The following is a 14268-nucleotide window of genomic DNA, read 5'->3' as shown; positions in this document are numbered from 1 at the left end:
GTTTCCGCATTCTGTGTCTGCAAACGCAAACAAGCCAACCGAGGAGTCTTAACGACATGGCACAGATCAACAGCGAGATCAAACCGTTCAACGCCACTGCATTCAAGCAAGGCGAGTTTGTCGAGATCTCTGAAGCGGACGTGAAAGGCAAATGGGCCATCTTCTTCTTTTACCCGGCCGACTTCACTTTCGTATGCCCCACCGAACTGGGCGATGTAGCCGACAAGTATGAAGAGCTGCAGCAGATGGGCGTGGAAGTGTTCTCCGTATCCACCGATACCCACTTCACCCACAAGGCATGGCACGACACCTCTGACACCATCGGCAAGATCAACTACTACATGGTTGGCGACCAGACCGGCACCATCACCAACAACTTTGGTGTGATGCGTGAAGGCCAGGGTCTGGCCGACCGCGCCACCTTCCTGATCGATCCGGATGGTGTGATTCAGGCCATGGAAATCACGGCTGAAGGTATTGGCCGCGACGCAGATGATCTGATGCGCAAAGTGAAAGCGGCCCAGTACGTTCGCAACCATCCCGGCGAAGTGTGCCCGGCCAAGTGGAAAGAAGGCGAAGCCACCCTGGCGCCGTCTCTGGATCTGGTAGGCAAGATCTAAGCCTGCCCTCGGTCAGCTGTCCCGGTGTATTCGCCGGGGCAGCCCCTCCCAATTTCTTGTCACTGATTACTTAATTCACGTTAAGGGAATACTCATGCTCACGAATGAAATTTTGCAGGCTCTCAAGGGTTACGCTGCCAACATGCAGAAGAAAGTGACTTTCGTGCTGCAAAGCGGCTCCCATAGCAAGCGCGATGAACTGGTCAAGTTTCTCTCCGATATCGCCGGTGTCAGTGACAACCTGGCGTTCGAAGAACGCGATTTGGGCGGCACTTTGCGCAGCCCGATCAGTTTTCTGCTGGAAGCCGACGGTGAAGACACCGGCATCCGCTTCTCCGGCATTCCCGCAGGCCATGAATTCAACTCCCTGGTACTGGCCTTCCTGCACGCATCGGGAACCGACATCAAGCTGGATGAAAGTCTCCAGCGCATGGTGGCCAATGTGCAGGGTAAGCTGCACTTTGAGGTGTTTATCAGCCTGAGCTGCCATAACTGCCCGGACGTGGTTCAGGCACTGAACCAGTTCGCGCTGCTGAGCCCGAACATTACGGCGGAGATGATCGACGGTGGCCTTTACCAGGATCTGGTCAATCAGCGTGATATCCAGGGCGTTCCCAGCGTGTACCTAAACGGTGAACTGTTCGCCAACGGCAAGGTGACCGCCGCTGAGTTGATCGACAAGCTGATGGCCTACGAGCCGACGATTGCCCAGGCCGGCGCCGGTGAGAAGCTGCCGCTGCAGGACGTCACGGTCATCGGTGGTGGTCCGGCAGGGGTGTCTGCGGCCATCTACAGCGCCCGAAAAGGCCTCAAAGTAACGCTGATTGCCGACCGTATCGGTGGCCAAGTAAAAGACACCATGGATATCGAAAACCTGATCTCCGTGAAGAAGACCACCGGTCCGGAATTGTCTGGTGCGTTGTTGGCACATATGAACGAGTACGATGTGACCGTGAAGGAACACCTGAAAGTTGCCCGCGTCGAGAAGGGCGAGATCAAGACCGTGGTGTTGTCGTCCGGTGAAGAGATAGATACCAAGACGATCATCGTGGCGACCGGCGCCAAATGGCGCGAGCTGGGCGTTCCCGGTGAGAAGGAAAACGTGGGTAATGGCGTGGCCTACTGCCCGCACTGTGATGGTCCCTTCTTCAAGGGTAAGGACGTGGCCGTGATCGGTGGGGGTAACTCCGGTATCGAAGCCGCCCTGGACCTGGCCGGTATCGTGAAGTCGGTGACCGTATTCGAGTTCATGCCCGAGCTGAAGGCGGACAAGGTGCTGGTGGACAAGGCGGAAGAAAAAGCCAATGTCACGATTCACAGGAACGTGGCCACCCGCGAGATCAAGGCCACCAACGGCAAGGTCAGCGCTATCGAATTCATGGACCGTGCTACCGAGGAAGTCAAAGAGCTGCCGCTGGAAGGCGTGTTCGTGCAAATCGGCCTGGTCCCCAACAGCGAGTTCCTGGGCGACCTGGTGGCGCGCACCCGCTTCGGTGAGATCGAAATCAACGAGAAGTGTCAGACGTCGCAGGAAGGTATCTACGCGGCCGGTGACGTGACCACCGTGCCCTACAAGCAGATCGTTATCAGCATGGGCGAAGGTTCCAAGGCCTCCCTGGCCGCCTTCGAATACCTGATGACCCAGGGCGACCGTCTGGAAGCCCTCTACAACGAACAGCAGCAGGAAGCTGCCGTCGCCTGACCCGCTGCGCTCACCAGCCCCTAACCAGAAAGCCACCGCATTTGCGGTGGCTTTTTTGTTTGGCTTTTCTGTGGGAGCTCTGTGTGCCCTTTAGGGTACGCCTGCAAGCTCCCACACCATGTTGGCATACCCGTTTTTGTAGGGGTCCATGCTCGCATGACGATCAGCGTAGCGAGATACGAGATACGAGTCACGAAGGCAAAGCCGGGGATGATAATCGTGTTATGAATTTTGATCTTCGCAACTCGTGACTCGAAACTCGCTTCTGATGAAGGCTTTCATCGCTATGCGAGCATGGGCTCCTACAGGAGAAGCACATGTAATGCGTGCAGCGTTTATTCAGTCCGTCGCCACCTGACTGTTACTGATCATCCACATGTACAGCATGTTGTTGATCATGTTCTTTCTGTCTTCGAGGGGCAGATCAATGTTATGCAATGAGCCCGGGTCTTCCGCATGGATGTGAAAATTCATGAAGGCCTCATAGCGCACATCTTTTTCGCCCTGGGCAAACACTTCCATGCCTTCCATCACGCCGGCGATGCCCGCAACCACGAGGATGGCGAGCGGGCCTGTCGCTGCGCTGGCAATACCGGTAGAGCCGCCAAGGGCGGCAGTGGCCGTGCTGACGGATGTGGTGCTAAATGCAGAGTACAAGCCAACGGCAACGGTCCCGGCGGTTTTTGCGGCGGCAATACCTGCGCTAACACCGAATCCGGCTGCGGTGACACCAACAAGAGAGGCTGCAACGCCGCTGGCAGCCATGGCAGTTTGCCAATCCTGCAGGGCTTTAGGCTGTTTGCTCAGATACAGATCACCCACCCTGGTGGCGCCAGCATCAACAAAGTCTGGTGTGCTGGGTGCACCAAGTAATCCTTCAAGATTGGAGCCCACGTAATTCTGGAAAAACAGGTCTCTCTCCTTCTTTGCCGCAGCTTTCCATTTGATGAGGAAGTCCTCGGCAAAGTACATGAAGCGGAACTCAAAGGTTTGCCAGGCGGCACGTTCATCGACGCTCATCAAATTCGGGTTTTCCTTGTACTGCCAGTACAGTTGAACGGCGGAATTGATCAAAGTGACGTAAAGCAGATCGGAATCATTGATGTAGTTGATCAGACGTTGCTTGCGCAAACCATATTCGTCACTGCTCAGTGATTCAAACATCACGAGACCGTCTTCAATGGCTTGTCTGGAAGACGCATGCTCACTGCTTAGCGTATCCAGTTGTTGTTGGAACTGGTCTTTGTGTTCCTGTGTATTGGCAAGATCAATGTTCGATTGCAGAAGGTTTGACTCGATATCGAACGTCGCATCAAGCAATCCCAGTGCTTCATTCATGTTGTCGATGACGGCATTCTTGAAGTCGGCCTGCCCGAACAGTCCCAGCATGTGGTCGATGACCATCTGGAAGGCTGGATCATCTTGATCCATGCCCAGCTTGTAGATCGAGAACTCGCGGGCACTGGTGACAGTCAACTCCTGGGGGGCGTCCCTGAGCAACTCAAGATCGAGGCTGCCGATGAAGCGGGATGAGGCAAGGTTGGAATAATCACCGCTGCAGAAGGTCGATTCTGGCCGCAAGGTGCAGTATTCGGCAACCGTGTCCACATGCTCCTCCACTGGCTGCCCCTCGAACATATAGCCGATGCGAAGATTGTCTTCACTGTCCAGGTCAGCCACGTAGAGCACTTTTCCAAAGGTGTCACTGAACGCATTCAGATAGTCGCCGTTACTGCCCTGCGGGAAATCCAGCCACACCGGATCGGCTTCGCTGCGCTGTTGAGGCGTCACCCCGATAATGTTCGGGTTACGATTCAGGTCGGCAAGACGCCGCGGGAAGGCATCAATACCGCTGGTTTCAATCTGGAGCACCTTGAGCCCGGGAGTGAGAATCTGGGAGCTGATGTTCACCGAGCGGTTTGTCAGACTCTGATTACGAGTCGTGAACTCATTGTAAAGCGCCTGCTTGTTGTCGCGACCAGTGATGCCTTTCGCGCCCTGTGGGCCGTCGCTGCCCTGTGGACCAGGCTCCCCTTGCGGTCCTTGCATACCTGTCGGGCCCGGCGTTTCATTCAGATACCGGATTCGGTCCGCAATCAATGCGCTTTGCTCGGAAATTTTTGTCTCTATACAGGCAATTTTGTCTGCAGCACTTTCACAGGGATCGGCCAGAGTGGCGGCCAGTGACGGAGCGCTGGCCATTACCAGAAGGGTGGTCAGAATGGTTTTTTTCATTGTGCAGCCACCTTGCCATGCATAGACACCAGAAGAGCGATTACTGGCTCAAGTTGCTTTTCAATCTGCACCAGCTTGCGTTCATTGGTTTCAAGTTCGGAGCTGTCACGCTGTGCGGCAAAGCCACTGAAGGTGGTGAACGAACTGTACATGCTGTTCACATCGTTACGAGTGAAGTGCGCGCCTTCATCGCCAGCTACCCCTTGCGGGCCTTTGATACCCTTGGGACCCTGGATGCCTTGTGCTCCTTGCGGGCCCATGGGGCCGGGGATCAGCTGGATGTTTTGGGCCTCGGATGAAAGGGAGACCAGCAGGGCCCTGGCGTCAGCTACCTTCTGCTCAAGCGCAAGCAAGGTGTCAGACATGCTGTCGAGCAGCTGGGCGATGTTGTCGAGCCCCGGCTCAAGCTCAGGTAGCTGGCTGCAGGCTTCTACCTGCTCGGCATCGAGCGCTTTCAGTTCCTCCAGCCGGCTGTAATTGAGTTCCGGGGTGTCGGCAATCTGTTGCTGGATGCGTTGGCGCAGGGCGTCACATTCTTTCAACAGGGCAATGTGGCTGGCAAGCTGCGCCTGATACTCGGCGGCCAGCTGGTTAACCACGACGGAAGAAGGACCGGATACCGCGCGGGATTCCTGCTCCAGGCTTTGCAGGCTGTTGTCGATATCCTGCTCCAGTGCCTCGGATTGGCGCTCGATCTTGTCGATCTGGTTGCTCAGCACAGAGGTGCTGGTATCGCTGTCACTGCCGCCGCAGGCGGCCAGAGCCGCGGCAAGCAGGATCGGGGTGAGTTGTTTCATTGCGCGCCCCCTTCCAGAGCGTCCAGTTCACTATTCAGCTCAAGGGCAATCCAATAGGCGCTTTCCGCTCTCTCGGAAAGGCTTTGGGCAAGCGGTGTGATGTCATCCATCCACTGCTCGGACTTGCTCATTTCCAGAAACAACACACTGAGCTTGTTGTTGACGAAGTCGCGGTCCGCGGTGGATAGCGAACTGCCACCCGCAGGGCCCTCTGCACCGGTATCCCCCACGTCACCGGCCAGGCCCTGGTTGCCTTGTGGCCCCTGCGGCCCTTGAGCCCCCTGAACCAATGCGGTCTGATCTAGCGATTCACGCAGGGCGACCAGTTCGTGATAAGTGCTGAGCAGTTCCTGATAGTGATCGTCCCCGGCGAGCACTGGCGTCGATGCCAGTGTGCCGAGCAACAATCCCCCCAAGGCGCGATACCGGCGCATGGTGACCCCCTTCCCAATGTGTACTTTTGTAATTGGTACATTTTAGGGAGGGGGAGTGAGCGCCATAACCCCTACTTTTTAGTGGTAGTCAGTGATGATCCGCAGACGCCAGCCAGAGAGACATCAGCTCAGGCCGGCTGCTTACATTAAAGTTTCGGTACAGGGCCATGGTGTAGCTGTGCACGGTGCTCTGCGCAAGGCCCATGCGCTCGGCCACTTCGGTCTTGCCAAGTGGTTGCAGAAGCAAGTGCACCAGCTGTCGCTGGCGGGGCGAGAGTGGACGCTCGCACTGGTCGGCGAGGCCGCGTTCCAGCATCAACCAGTAATGAAGACGCGGGAAGGTTTTCATCAGTGCCAACAGAGACTGGCTGTCGTGATCGCCAAAGCTTCCTTTATCCCGGTTGGCGATCAGGTAACTTTCGGTGCCGGCATGCAGGTGATGTATGCCCAGTAGGCGATCGTGAATGTCGAACCTGCTGAAATGCTCGGTTCTCACCCAGTGGGGGGCGTCGTCGTCATCGCCAAGTTGGCTGAGCCGATGGCAACGGTGCTGGCCAGTGTGTTCGATGGCTTGCAGTGTCAGAGGATCCAGCTCTCCTTTCTCTGTGGCGAGGGCCTGGTAATCCTTGCTGCGTGTCCAGTATTCGTCGCGGGTCAGCTGGTTGTGCGCCACATCCATGACTTTCCAGCTATCCAGCAATTCAATCACCGGCGTGTCGCGGCCATAGTCTCCGCGAAAGGCAATCAGCCAGCCAGTGCTGTCAGCGTTCAATGTTCGGCGTGCCAGTTCCAGTAGTGCTTGCAGAGCCCGGTCGGTGTGCCAGGGTGCCAGACTGTTGATACAGCTATACAGTGCCTGGTCGCTGTAGCCTTGCCATATGGATGTCACTGGAGTCTCCCCTTCGCAGTGCCACCCCCATGGCACAAGGATTTCATCTTGCCAGAAACGCGGGGGAAAAACCCCGTGGAAGGCCTCCTTCACTCTCCCTGTACGGTTCAGCCAGCAAGCTAAGCTATGGATTTGGACAGGATCATGACGTGAAAATCGGAATTGTCCTCGGTGACCAGCTGAGCCACTCGTTGCCCACACTGGCGCAGCTGAACAAGCAGACCGACAGGCTGGTGATGGCGGAGCTGGCTGACGAAGCTCGCTATGTTAAGCATCACCAGCAGAAGCTCGCACTGATCTTCAGTGCCATGCGCCACTTTGCGGCTGAGCTGCGGAGCACAGGCTGGCAGGTGGATTACCATGCCTTTGGTGAGCACGGGTTCCACAGCTTTGAGTCCTTGCTGGAAACGGTGTGTGACGGCGCGGAAGCCGTGGTGGTGACCCACTGTGGCGAGTACCGTTTGCAGCAGCGCATTGAACACCATTGGCAGAAAAGTGCTGGCGTTCCGGTTCACTGTCTGGAGGATTCCCGCTTTCTGTGCGCTGCCGATTTTTTTCAGCGCTGGGCGTCCGGCAAGAAACAGTTGCGCATGGAGTTTTTCTATCGGGAAATGCGCCGGCATACCGGCCTGCTGATGGAGGGCGATGAGCCTGTCGGCGGGCAATGGAATTTCGACAGCAGCAATCGCCAGCCATACAAGGGCAAGACGCCACTTCCTCCCGTATTGGCATTTGACAGAGACGAGATTGATCGCGATGTCCTTGCACTGGTGAGCGAAGAGTTTGCTGATCACATCGGCACTTTGGATGACTTCCAATGGGGCACCACCAGCGCCCAGGCACAGCAGGCGCTGGATCATTTTATTGAGCATCGCCTGCGGCACTTTGGTGATTATCAGGATGCCATGGTTACCGGGGAGGACACCCTGTTTCACAGTCTGTTGTCGCCCTACATCAATATAGGTCTGCTTGATCCCATGGTGGTCTGTCAGGCCGCTGAGCAGGCGTATTTTTCCGGTGATGCGCCACTCAATGCGGTGGAGGGTTTTATTCGCCAGATCATTGGCTGGCGCGAATATGTGCGGGGTATCTACTGGTTATTGATGCCGGACTACGCAAAGGAAAACCGGCTCGGTAACGACCGCCCGCTGCCGTCGTACTACTGGACCGGCGAGACCAAAATGCACTGCATGGCCGAGTGCTTTCGCAATACTCTCGATCATGCCTACGCGCACCATATTCAACGCCTGATGGTTACCGGCAACTTTGCGCTGTTGCTTGGCGTGCTGCCGGAAGCGATTTGTCAGTGGTACCTGGAAGTGTACGCGGATGCCTTCGACTGGGTGGAATTGCCGAACACGCTGGGCATGGTCATGCATGCGGACGGTGGCTATCTGGGCAGCAAGCCCTATGCCGCGTCAGGCAGTTACATCAATCGCATGTCGGATTACTGCAAGCACTGCCAGTACAACGTGAAAACCGCCAGCGAGCCAGACAGTTGTCCCTTCAATAGCCTCTACTGGCATTTTGTTCATCGCCACCGTCAACAGTTTGCCGGCAATCATCGCATGCGCATGATTTACCGCAATCTGGAGCGGATGGAGGCAGCGAAAGTGGATGCCATGCTGCAGCGGGCGGAACGCTTGCTGGCGGATCCGGATGCGCTATGAGTGGCCAGGAGAAAAGTGCCCGCTGGAAAGGCAACAAGGCATCGCTGCCTGAAAAAAACTGCCCGGTTTGCGGCCGTGCGTTCAGCTGGCGCAAGAAGTGGGCACGCAATTGGGCGTCAGTGATCTATTGCAGTGAGCGCTGTCGACGGGAGAAGAGGGCGGAATGATCACGGTAGTGTGGTTTCGTCATGACTTGCGGGTGCAGGATCAGCCCCTGTTGCACAAGGCGGCGGAGCTGGGCGCGCCGGTGTTGCCACTGTACGTCTTGCCGGAGCACTGGACGCAACCCGGGCCGGAGGGCATGGATCGTCTTGGGCCCGCCAAGGCGGCTTTTCTGCAAGAGAGCCTGGCAGACCTGGAAACTTCCCTTAGTTCACTTGGCCTGCCCCTGGTCATGGTAGTGGCGTGTCCGAGAACATTCTTGATCCGGTGGCATGAGTCCACGCCCATGCAGGTGGTCACCGCAGAGGCGGATGCACCGGAAGAGGAGGACGTGATCCAGGCGTTGAGGAGCGAGGGGGTTGTGGTAAGTGAAGTGGCCAGCCGAACCCTGTTGTCGTCCTCCTCTTTGCCCTGGCCGGATCGTTTTCCCTCTACATTCAGTCGCTTTCGAAAACAGGTTGAACGTGAGGGTGGTCCTGCGGTCATGCGTCCACCGGGTACGCCTGCAGAATTGACCCCGGCAGAGGTGCCAGCCTTAACGAATGAACGTCCCTCGGTGCAAGCCCTACTGACGGCGCGCCGTGGCCGCTGGCAGCGTGTTCCCGAAGACTATTTTTCGTTACCCGGCGGAGAGACTGCAGCGCGGCAATGGCTAGACCAGTACTTGTTCGAAGATCGCTTCATTGCCCATTACAAGCACACCCGCAACCAGCTGATCGGCACCGGCTATTCAAGCAGGCTTAGCGCCGCCCTGGCCTGGGGCTGCCTGTCCGTTCGTCATGTCTGGCATGCCATTCTTGAGTACGAGCAGGCATTCGGTGCGGACCAGCACAGTTACTGGTTGCGCTTTGAATTGTTGTGGCGTGAGTTTTTTCACTGGTCCTTGCGGGAGCATGGTGCGCACGTCTTCCGCTATGCCGGGCTGGGGCTCTTTGCAAAGGCGCCAGCTTCCCCGCCGACGCATCAACCGGCGCTGTGGTCGGCCTGGTGCGAAGCCCGAACCGGGCTGCCGTTTATTGATGCCAACCTCAAAGAGCTCATGGCCACGGGTTACCTTTCCAATCGGGGACGCCAGAATCTGGCCAGCTTTCTGATTCATGATCTGGGGCTCGACTGGCGTTTGGGTGCCCGCTGGTTCGAACATCACCTGGTGGATCATGACGTGGCCTCGAACTGGGGTAACTGGGCCTATATCGCCGGTGTTGGACATGATGCCCAGGGTGGTCGCCGGTTCAGCCCAACCCGGCAGTGGTGGCGTCATGATCCGGAGGGGCGTTATCTGCGGTATTGGTTGCCCGCCTTGCGAGACCTGAGCCGGGAACAATGTCTGGCGTTGCACTTTGCCGCCGGTGCCGACGCTCGTCCTGATGATTATCCTGTTCCGATCGTTGCCCTGCCCGATGCTGACCGGGAGGTTACGTGACCGCGCAAGTGGTGTGGTTCAAGCGCGACCTGCGCACCCATGACCATTGGCCGCTGGCCGATGCCTGCGGGGCCGGGCCGGTGCTACCGATATACATCATCGAACCGGAGTATTGGCAACAACCCGACAGCAGTGCGCGGCAATGGGCGTTCATCGCGGAAAGCCTGCGAGACCTGCGTCGGCAGCTGGCACGGATCGGCTTGCCGTTGTGGGTGGTGGAAGGCGATGTGGTGAGCGTGCTGTCGCAGCTGTATGCACAGTTTGGCCGCTTTACGCTGCGCAGCCATCAGGAATATGGGGCCAACTGGACCTACCAGCGGGATCGCCGGGTGAAACAGTGGTGTGATCACCACCAGGTAACGTGGAGCGAGGCGGCTCCCTTTGGCGTCCTGCGTCCCTGCGTGGATCGGGATCAGTGGGCGGGTCACTGGCAAGAGTTCATGAGCGCCGCGCAGGCCCCCCTGCCCGCGCGTGCCGAGGCCGCCGCGGTGGCACCCCCCTGGCCGAACCTGAACACGCCGCGTGGTGCTGGCCGGGAGCCCTGCCCTGGGCGCCAGCGCGGCGGAACAGAAACCGGCGAAGGTATCTGGCAGAGTTTTCTGTCGCAGCGGGCGCGGGGTTATCGCGGGGGCATCAGTGCCCCACAGCGTGCCGAGCATAGTGGCTCGCGCATCAGCCCGTATCTGGCCTGGGGTTGTCTCTCCCTGCGCAGGGTGGTGCAGGAATTGTGGGCCCATCAGCAGGCTGCGCCATCAGGGCCATTGGCGGCCGGGTTGGCCGCCTTCGAATCGCGGCTGTGGTGGCATTGTCACTTCATCCAGAAGCTGGAAGACCAGGTAGAGATGGAATACCAGAGTCTCCATCCGGCCTTGCGTGATCTGCGTGAGGATCCCGGGCAGGTCGCCTGGCTGCAGGCCTGGCAACAGGGACAGACCGGTTGGCCGCTGGTGGATGCGGCCATGCGCTACCTGCATCACCATGGCTGGATCAATTTCCGCATGCGCGCCATGTTGGTCTCCATGGCGTGCTATCCGTTGTGGTTGCACTGGCGAGAGCCAGCGTTACATCTGGCCCGACTGTTTGTGGACTACGAACCGGGCATTCACTACCCACAAATACAGATGCAGGCGGGGGTGACTGGCATCAATGCCCTGCGCATGTATAACCCGACACTGCAGGCACAGAAACTCGATCCGCGCGGGGAGTTCATTCGTCGCTGGGTGCCCGAGTTGGCCTGTGTATCCGATAGCTGGATTCATCAGCCCTGGGGCATGGGCGCGCGGCAACAAAATGAAAGTGGTGTGCGCATTGGCGAGCACTACCCGGCGCCGTTGGTGGATTTTGATGTGGCGGCCCGCCACGCCAGGGCGAAGTTGGCGCACGCCCGACACCAGGCCGGGTTCCGTGAGCAAAGCCGCGCCGTGAATCAAAAGCACGGCAGTCGCCGGCGTCGGGCCCGACGCGGACAAACCGTTAACGATGATCAGCTGAGTCTGTTCTGACAGTAGGCCTGACCCACATCGTGCGCGCGCCGCCGAGCGGCCAAAAAAAACCGGCGCACCAGGAGGTTAACGCCGGGGTTAAGGCAGATACGTAATTACGGATTGGTCAGCAGAGTGTAAGCGCCGCTTCCGGTTTCGGCTTGCAGGCTCCAGCGATAGGTGCCGCTGGCGACATTGGCATGCAGCTCGGCCAATCCATACTGGGTGGATGTGGTAGCTACTGTGGACCAGCTGCAGGCAAACAGGAAGCAGCTGCGGCGTTGCAGGGACAGACTGAAGCTGGCATTGGCCGGACTCTCCAGAAAGGCATTAATGCTGCCGCCATTGAAACTGAAACCACTAGAAGGCAAGGCCACGCTGGCCCCGTTGGCCAGTTCACCATCATAGCGGGTGCAATCCGGGCAAGGTGAGACCGCTTCGCCGGCGCTGACGATGTTGGTGCTGGAGTCGGTCTGGTTGGCCGTGTCGGTCACGGTCAGGGTCACGGTGTAATCGCCGGGGGTGGTGAAATCATGGGTAATCTGTTCGCCACTGGCGACATTGCCATCCCCCAGATCCCAATCCCAGGCAGCCACGCCACGGTCATCGCTGGAACCGCTGGCATCCAGTGCACACACGGTGTCCTGACATTCCACGGTAAAGGCGGCGGTGGGCAGGCGATCCACCACAGAGCCTGCGTCCTGGGTGACCTGTAGCAAGCGATTGGGTGACTGACTGCCAGCGTTGCTGATCACCCCGGTTGCGCTGTCATCGATCAGTGCCTGAGCCACCAAGGCGGGGTTGGCACTGGGGTGGGCCGCCAGATACAGCGCCGCTGCACCAGCCACATGGGGCGCCGCCATGGAGGTGCCATTGAGGCGGGCGGTTTGGGTGTCGGACTGGTACCAGGCTGAGGTGATGTTACTGCCCGGCGCAAACAGATCCACGCAGGCACCGAAATTGGAGAATGAAGAGCGCTGGTCGGTATTGGTGGTGGCTCCCACTGTCACGGCTTCGGCCACCCGGTTGGGCGAGCCGCTGCAGGCGTTGGCATTGTCGTTACCTGCGGCCACCACCATGGTGACACCTGAGCTCACCGCATTACGCACGGCATTATCCAGCGCGTCGGAGTTGCCGCCACCCAGCGACATGTTGGCCACGGCAGGTTTGCTGTGGTTGCCTGCCACCCAGTCCACCCCGGCGATCACGCCGGAATTGCTGCCGCTGCCGTTACAGTCCAGCACCCGCACCGGGGCAATGCTGGCTTGCTTGGCGACCCCGTAGGTGCTGCCCACAGCAGTGCCGGCCACATGGGTGCCGTGGCCATTGCAGTCATTGGTGTCGGAGGCATCAACACTGCCGCCGCCAAACAGGAAGCCGCCGCTGCCCACAAAGTTACGTCCTGGCAGTACCCGTCCGGAAAACTCAAGATGGCTTGAGCGCAAGCCGGTATCAATCACATAGACCGTCACATCACGGCCACCACTGTCGGGGTAGCGGTAATCACCATCCAGAGGCAGGGCAGGCTGATCCACCCGGTCCAGCCCCCAAGTGGCACCGTCCTGTACGGCAATGGCGCTCACCGTGCGATCCGGCTCCATGGCAATGACACCAGGCAGGGCCTCCAGCAAAGAAGCCTGCAGCGGGCTGAGCTTCACGGTCATCCCGGTCAGCGCATGTTCATAGGTATACAGCACTTCGCCTCCGCCCACGCCAGCGAGCAAAGTGGCAATGGCGGTGGGGAGATCCACCACACCCAGCCGGCTGACAATGTCCGGTGCCAGGGTCACGATGTACTGGTCTTCAATAATCTGGCCGGTCTCGATACGGTCCTGTGCGGTATCAGAACCCGCCCAGGCCAACGGCAACCCCGCCCCGACAATTGCCGCAGCGAACAGCGCATTTCTTGTAGATATCAGAGACATACAGATCACTCCAGATTTTGTATAGGCAAAATCTAGAGTGGTGGCAGGTATCTCTCTATGGGAGGGGTGTGTCTTTTTGTAGCTTTGCGAGCGGGTTAGCGGAGTTGGAGGCTGAACAGGTTGGGAAGTGCGCGGTTAGATCAGCCCGCGCAGTTGCGACACCGTCTTCCACACCAGCATCTGCATACGCTGGGAATTGATCGATGGTTTGGCCAGGCAGGCGAATACCATGTCGTTCACCGGCCAGATGCTGATGCAGCCTTTGCGGCAGCGAATAAACACTTCCTCGCTATGGCCCAGCCGGAGGCTGTCCAGCACACGGTCACAGGCCTTCTTCATTTCAAAGAACAAGGCACTCTGATCATCAAAATCCAGCCCTTCCCCAAAATGCACCACCGGCAGCCCATCATTGCTGATCAGGGACACCAGCAGAATGTCGTCAGACGAGGCATGCAGGTCTTCCAGTGGCGGGGTGAGGGTAGTGAGCTTCATTGCTGTTATCCGTCCGTGGCGCTTTTGTTCAGCTTAGGGGTGGGGGTGTTCAGGGTCAAAGGGGGTAGGGTGGTCCAGGCATTTAGGCGGATTGATGGGCCGATAAAGTGTTGTTAGAAGGAGGGGGGGGAGGATGAAGTAATGAGATTTGAAATTCGCTACCTCTACCGAGACGCCAGCAACTATAAGCAATATGAATCTGTCGTGGTGGAGCTGCTAGGTCTCCAAAGTGCTGAGGACGTTGAACGCATGCTACGTGATCGGTTTGCGGATCTGCAGGTCTGGCCCGACATTTTGCATTTTCGCCCAGAAGAGTTGGGTTGGCCTACTGCCTACTTTGAGGGGCACGATTGTGGCGGGGATGATCTAGCTCTTCATGAGTTAAAAGATATTGCTGAAACGGACAAACCCGTGACAAATGTACAGGTTAGTCGATAG

Annotated in this window: 13 protein-coding genes; 7 read left to right on the top strand and 6 right to left on the bottom strand. The window is 58.2% G+C overall.

From position 1 onward, the window contains the following. Nucleotides 1–56: 56 nt before the first annotated feature. A complete protein-coding gene (gene ahpC, locus GFN93_RS00465) occupies nucleotides 57–620 on the top strand; it encodes an alkyl hydroperoxide reductase subunit C (RefSeq protein ID WP_153498494.1) in 564 nt (187 codons plus the stop codon). Between the two features lie 94 nt (nucleotides 621–714). Further along, nucleotides 715–2322 (top strand): alkyl hydroperoxide reductase subunit F, encoded by a 1608-nt coding sequence (ahpF, locus tag GFN93_RS00460; protein WP_153498493.1) that lies wholly within the window; start codon nucleotides 715–717, stop codon nucleotides 2320–2322. A gap of 339 nt (nucleotides 2323–2661) precedes the next feature. On the opposite strand, the gene GFN93_RS00455 is transcribed toward ahpF, so the two are convergent. The 4 genes from GFN93_RS00455 to GFN93_RS17510 form a co-directional block, all read right to left on the bottom strand. Further along, nucleotides 2662–4557 carry a collagen-like triple helix repeat-containing protein gene (locus GFN93_RS00455; protein ID WP_153498492.1) on the bottom strand — a complete coding sequence of 632 codons (1896 nt, stop codon included), beginning with the start codon at nucleotides 4555–4557 and terminating at the stop codon, nucleotides 2662–2664. After that, nucleotides 4554–5354 (bottom strand): collagen-like triple helix repeat-containing protein, encoded by an 801-nt coding sequence (locus tag GFN93_RS00450; RefSeq protein ID WP_153498491.1) that lies wholly within the window; start codon nucleotides 5352–5354, stop codon nucleotides 4554–4556. The genes GFN93_RS00455 and GFN93_RS00450 overlap by 4 nt, the downstream gene beginning before the upstream one ends. After that, on the bottom strand, nucleotides 5351–5788 hold the full coding sequence (locus GFN93_RS00445) for a collagen-like triple helix repeat-containing protein (protein ID WP_153498490.1): 438 nt from the start codon (nucleotides 5786–5788) through the stop codon (nucleotides 5351–5353). The genes GFN93_RS00450 and GFN93_RS00445 overlap by 4 nt, the downstream gene beginning before the upstream one ends. A gap of 88 nt (nucleotides 5789–5876) precedes the next feature. Continuing rightward, entirely contained in the window at nucleotides 5877–6677 is an 801-nt protein-coding gene (locus GFN93_RS17510; protein WP_153498489.1) for a helix-turn-helix transcriptional regulator, read from the bottom strand. 149 nt (nucleotides 6678–6826) lie between these two features. Between GFN93_RS17510 and GFN93_RS00435 the strand changes: the two genes are divergently transcribed. Genes GFN93_RS00435 through GFN93_RS00420 form a run of 4 tightly spaced genes read left to right on the top strand, consistent with a single transcriptional unit; the run spans nucleotide 6827 to nucleotide 11434 of the window. Next, nucleotides 6827–8347 carry a cryptochrome/photolyase family protein gene (locus tag GFN93_RS00435; RefSeq protein WP_328594059.1) on the top strand — a complete coding sequence of 507 codons (1521 nt, stop codon included), beginning with the start codon at nucleotides 6827–6829 and terminating at the stop codon, nucleotides 8345–8347. Next, nucleotides 8344–8514 (top strand): DUF2256 domain-containing protein, encoded by a 171-nt coding sequence (locus tag GFN93_RS00430; RefSeq protein ID WP_153498487.1) that lies wholly within the window; start codon nucleotides 8344–8346, stop codon nucleotides 8512–8514. Before GFN93_RS00435 ends, GFN93_RS00430 begins: the two co-directional genes overlap by 4 nt. Beyond that, a complete protein-coding gene (locus tag GFN93_RS00425) occupies nucleotides 8511–9932 on the top strand; it encodes a DASH family cryptochrome (protein WP_153498486.1) in 1422 nt (473 codons plus the stop codon). The genes GFN93_RS00430 and GFN93_RS00425 overlap by 4 nt, the downstream gene beginning before the upstream one ends. After that, entirely contained in the window at nucleotides 9929–11434 is a 1506-nt protein-coding gene (locus GFN93_RS00420) for a deoxyribodipyrimidine photo-lyase (RefSeq protein ID WP_328594057.1), read from the top strand. Before GFN93_RS00425 ends, GFN93_RS00420 begins: the two co-directional genes overlap by 4 nt. A 95-nt stretch (nucleotides 11435–11529) precedes the next feature. Here GFN93_RS00420 and GFN93_RS00415 read toward each other — a convergent pair whose 3' ends face one another. Further along, on the bottom strand, nucleotides 11530–13338 hold the full coding sequence (locus tag GFN93_RS00415) for a S8 family serine peptidase (protein ID WP_153498485.1): 1809 nt from the start codon (nucleotides 13336–13338) through the stop codon (nucleotides 11530–11532). A gap of 135 nt (nucleotides 13339–13473) precedes the next feature. Next, entirely contained in the window at nucleotides 13474–13830 is a 357-nt protein-coding gene (locus tag GFN93_RS00410; RefSeq protein ID WP_153498484.1) for a roadblock/LC7 domain-containing protein, read from the bottom strand. Nucleotides 13831–13971: 141 nt separating this feature from the next. Here GFN93_RS00410 and GFN93_RS00405 point away from each other — a divergent pair, with 141 nt between their 5' ends. Next, nucleotides 13972–14268 (top strand): hypothetical protein, encoded by a 297-nt coding sequence (locus GFN93_RS00405; RefSeq protein ID WP_153498483.1) that lies wholly within the window; start codon nucleotides 13972–13974, stop codon nucleotides 14266–14268.

Origin of the sequence: Alcanivorax sediminis (assembly GCF_009601165.1) — a bacterium.
GTDB classification, from domain to species: Bacteria; Pseudomonadota; Gammaproteobacteria; order Pseudomonadales; family Alcanivoracaceae; genus Alcanivorax; species Alcanivorax sediminis.
This window is presented reverse-complemented; position numbering and strand designations above follow the sequence as displayed.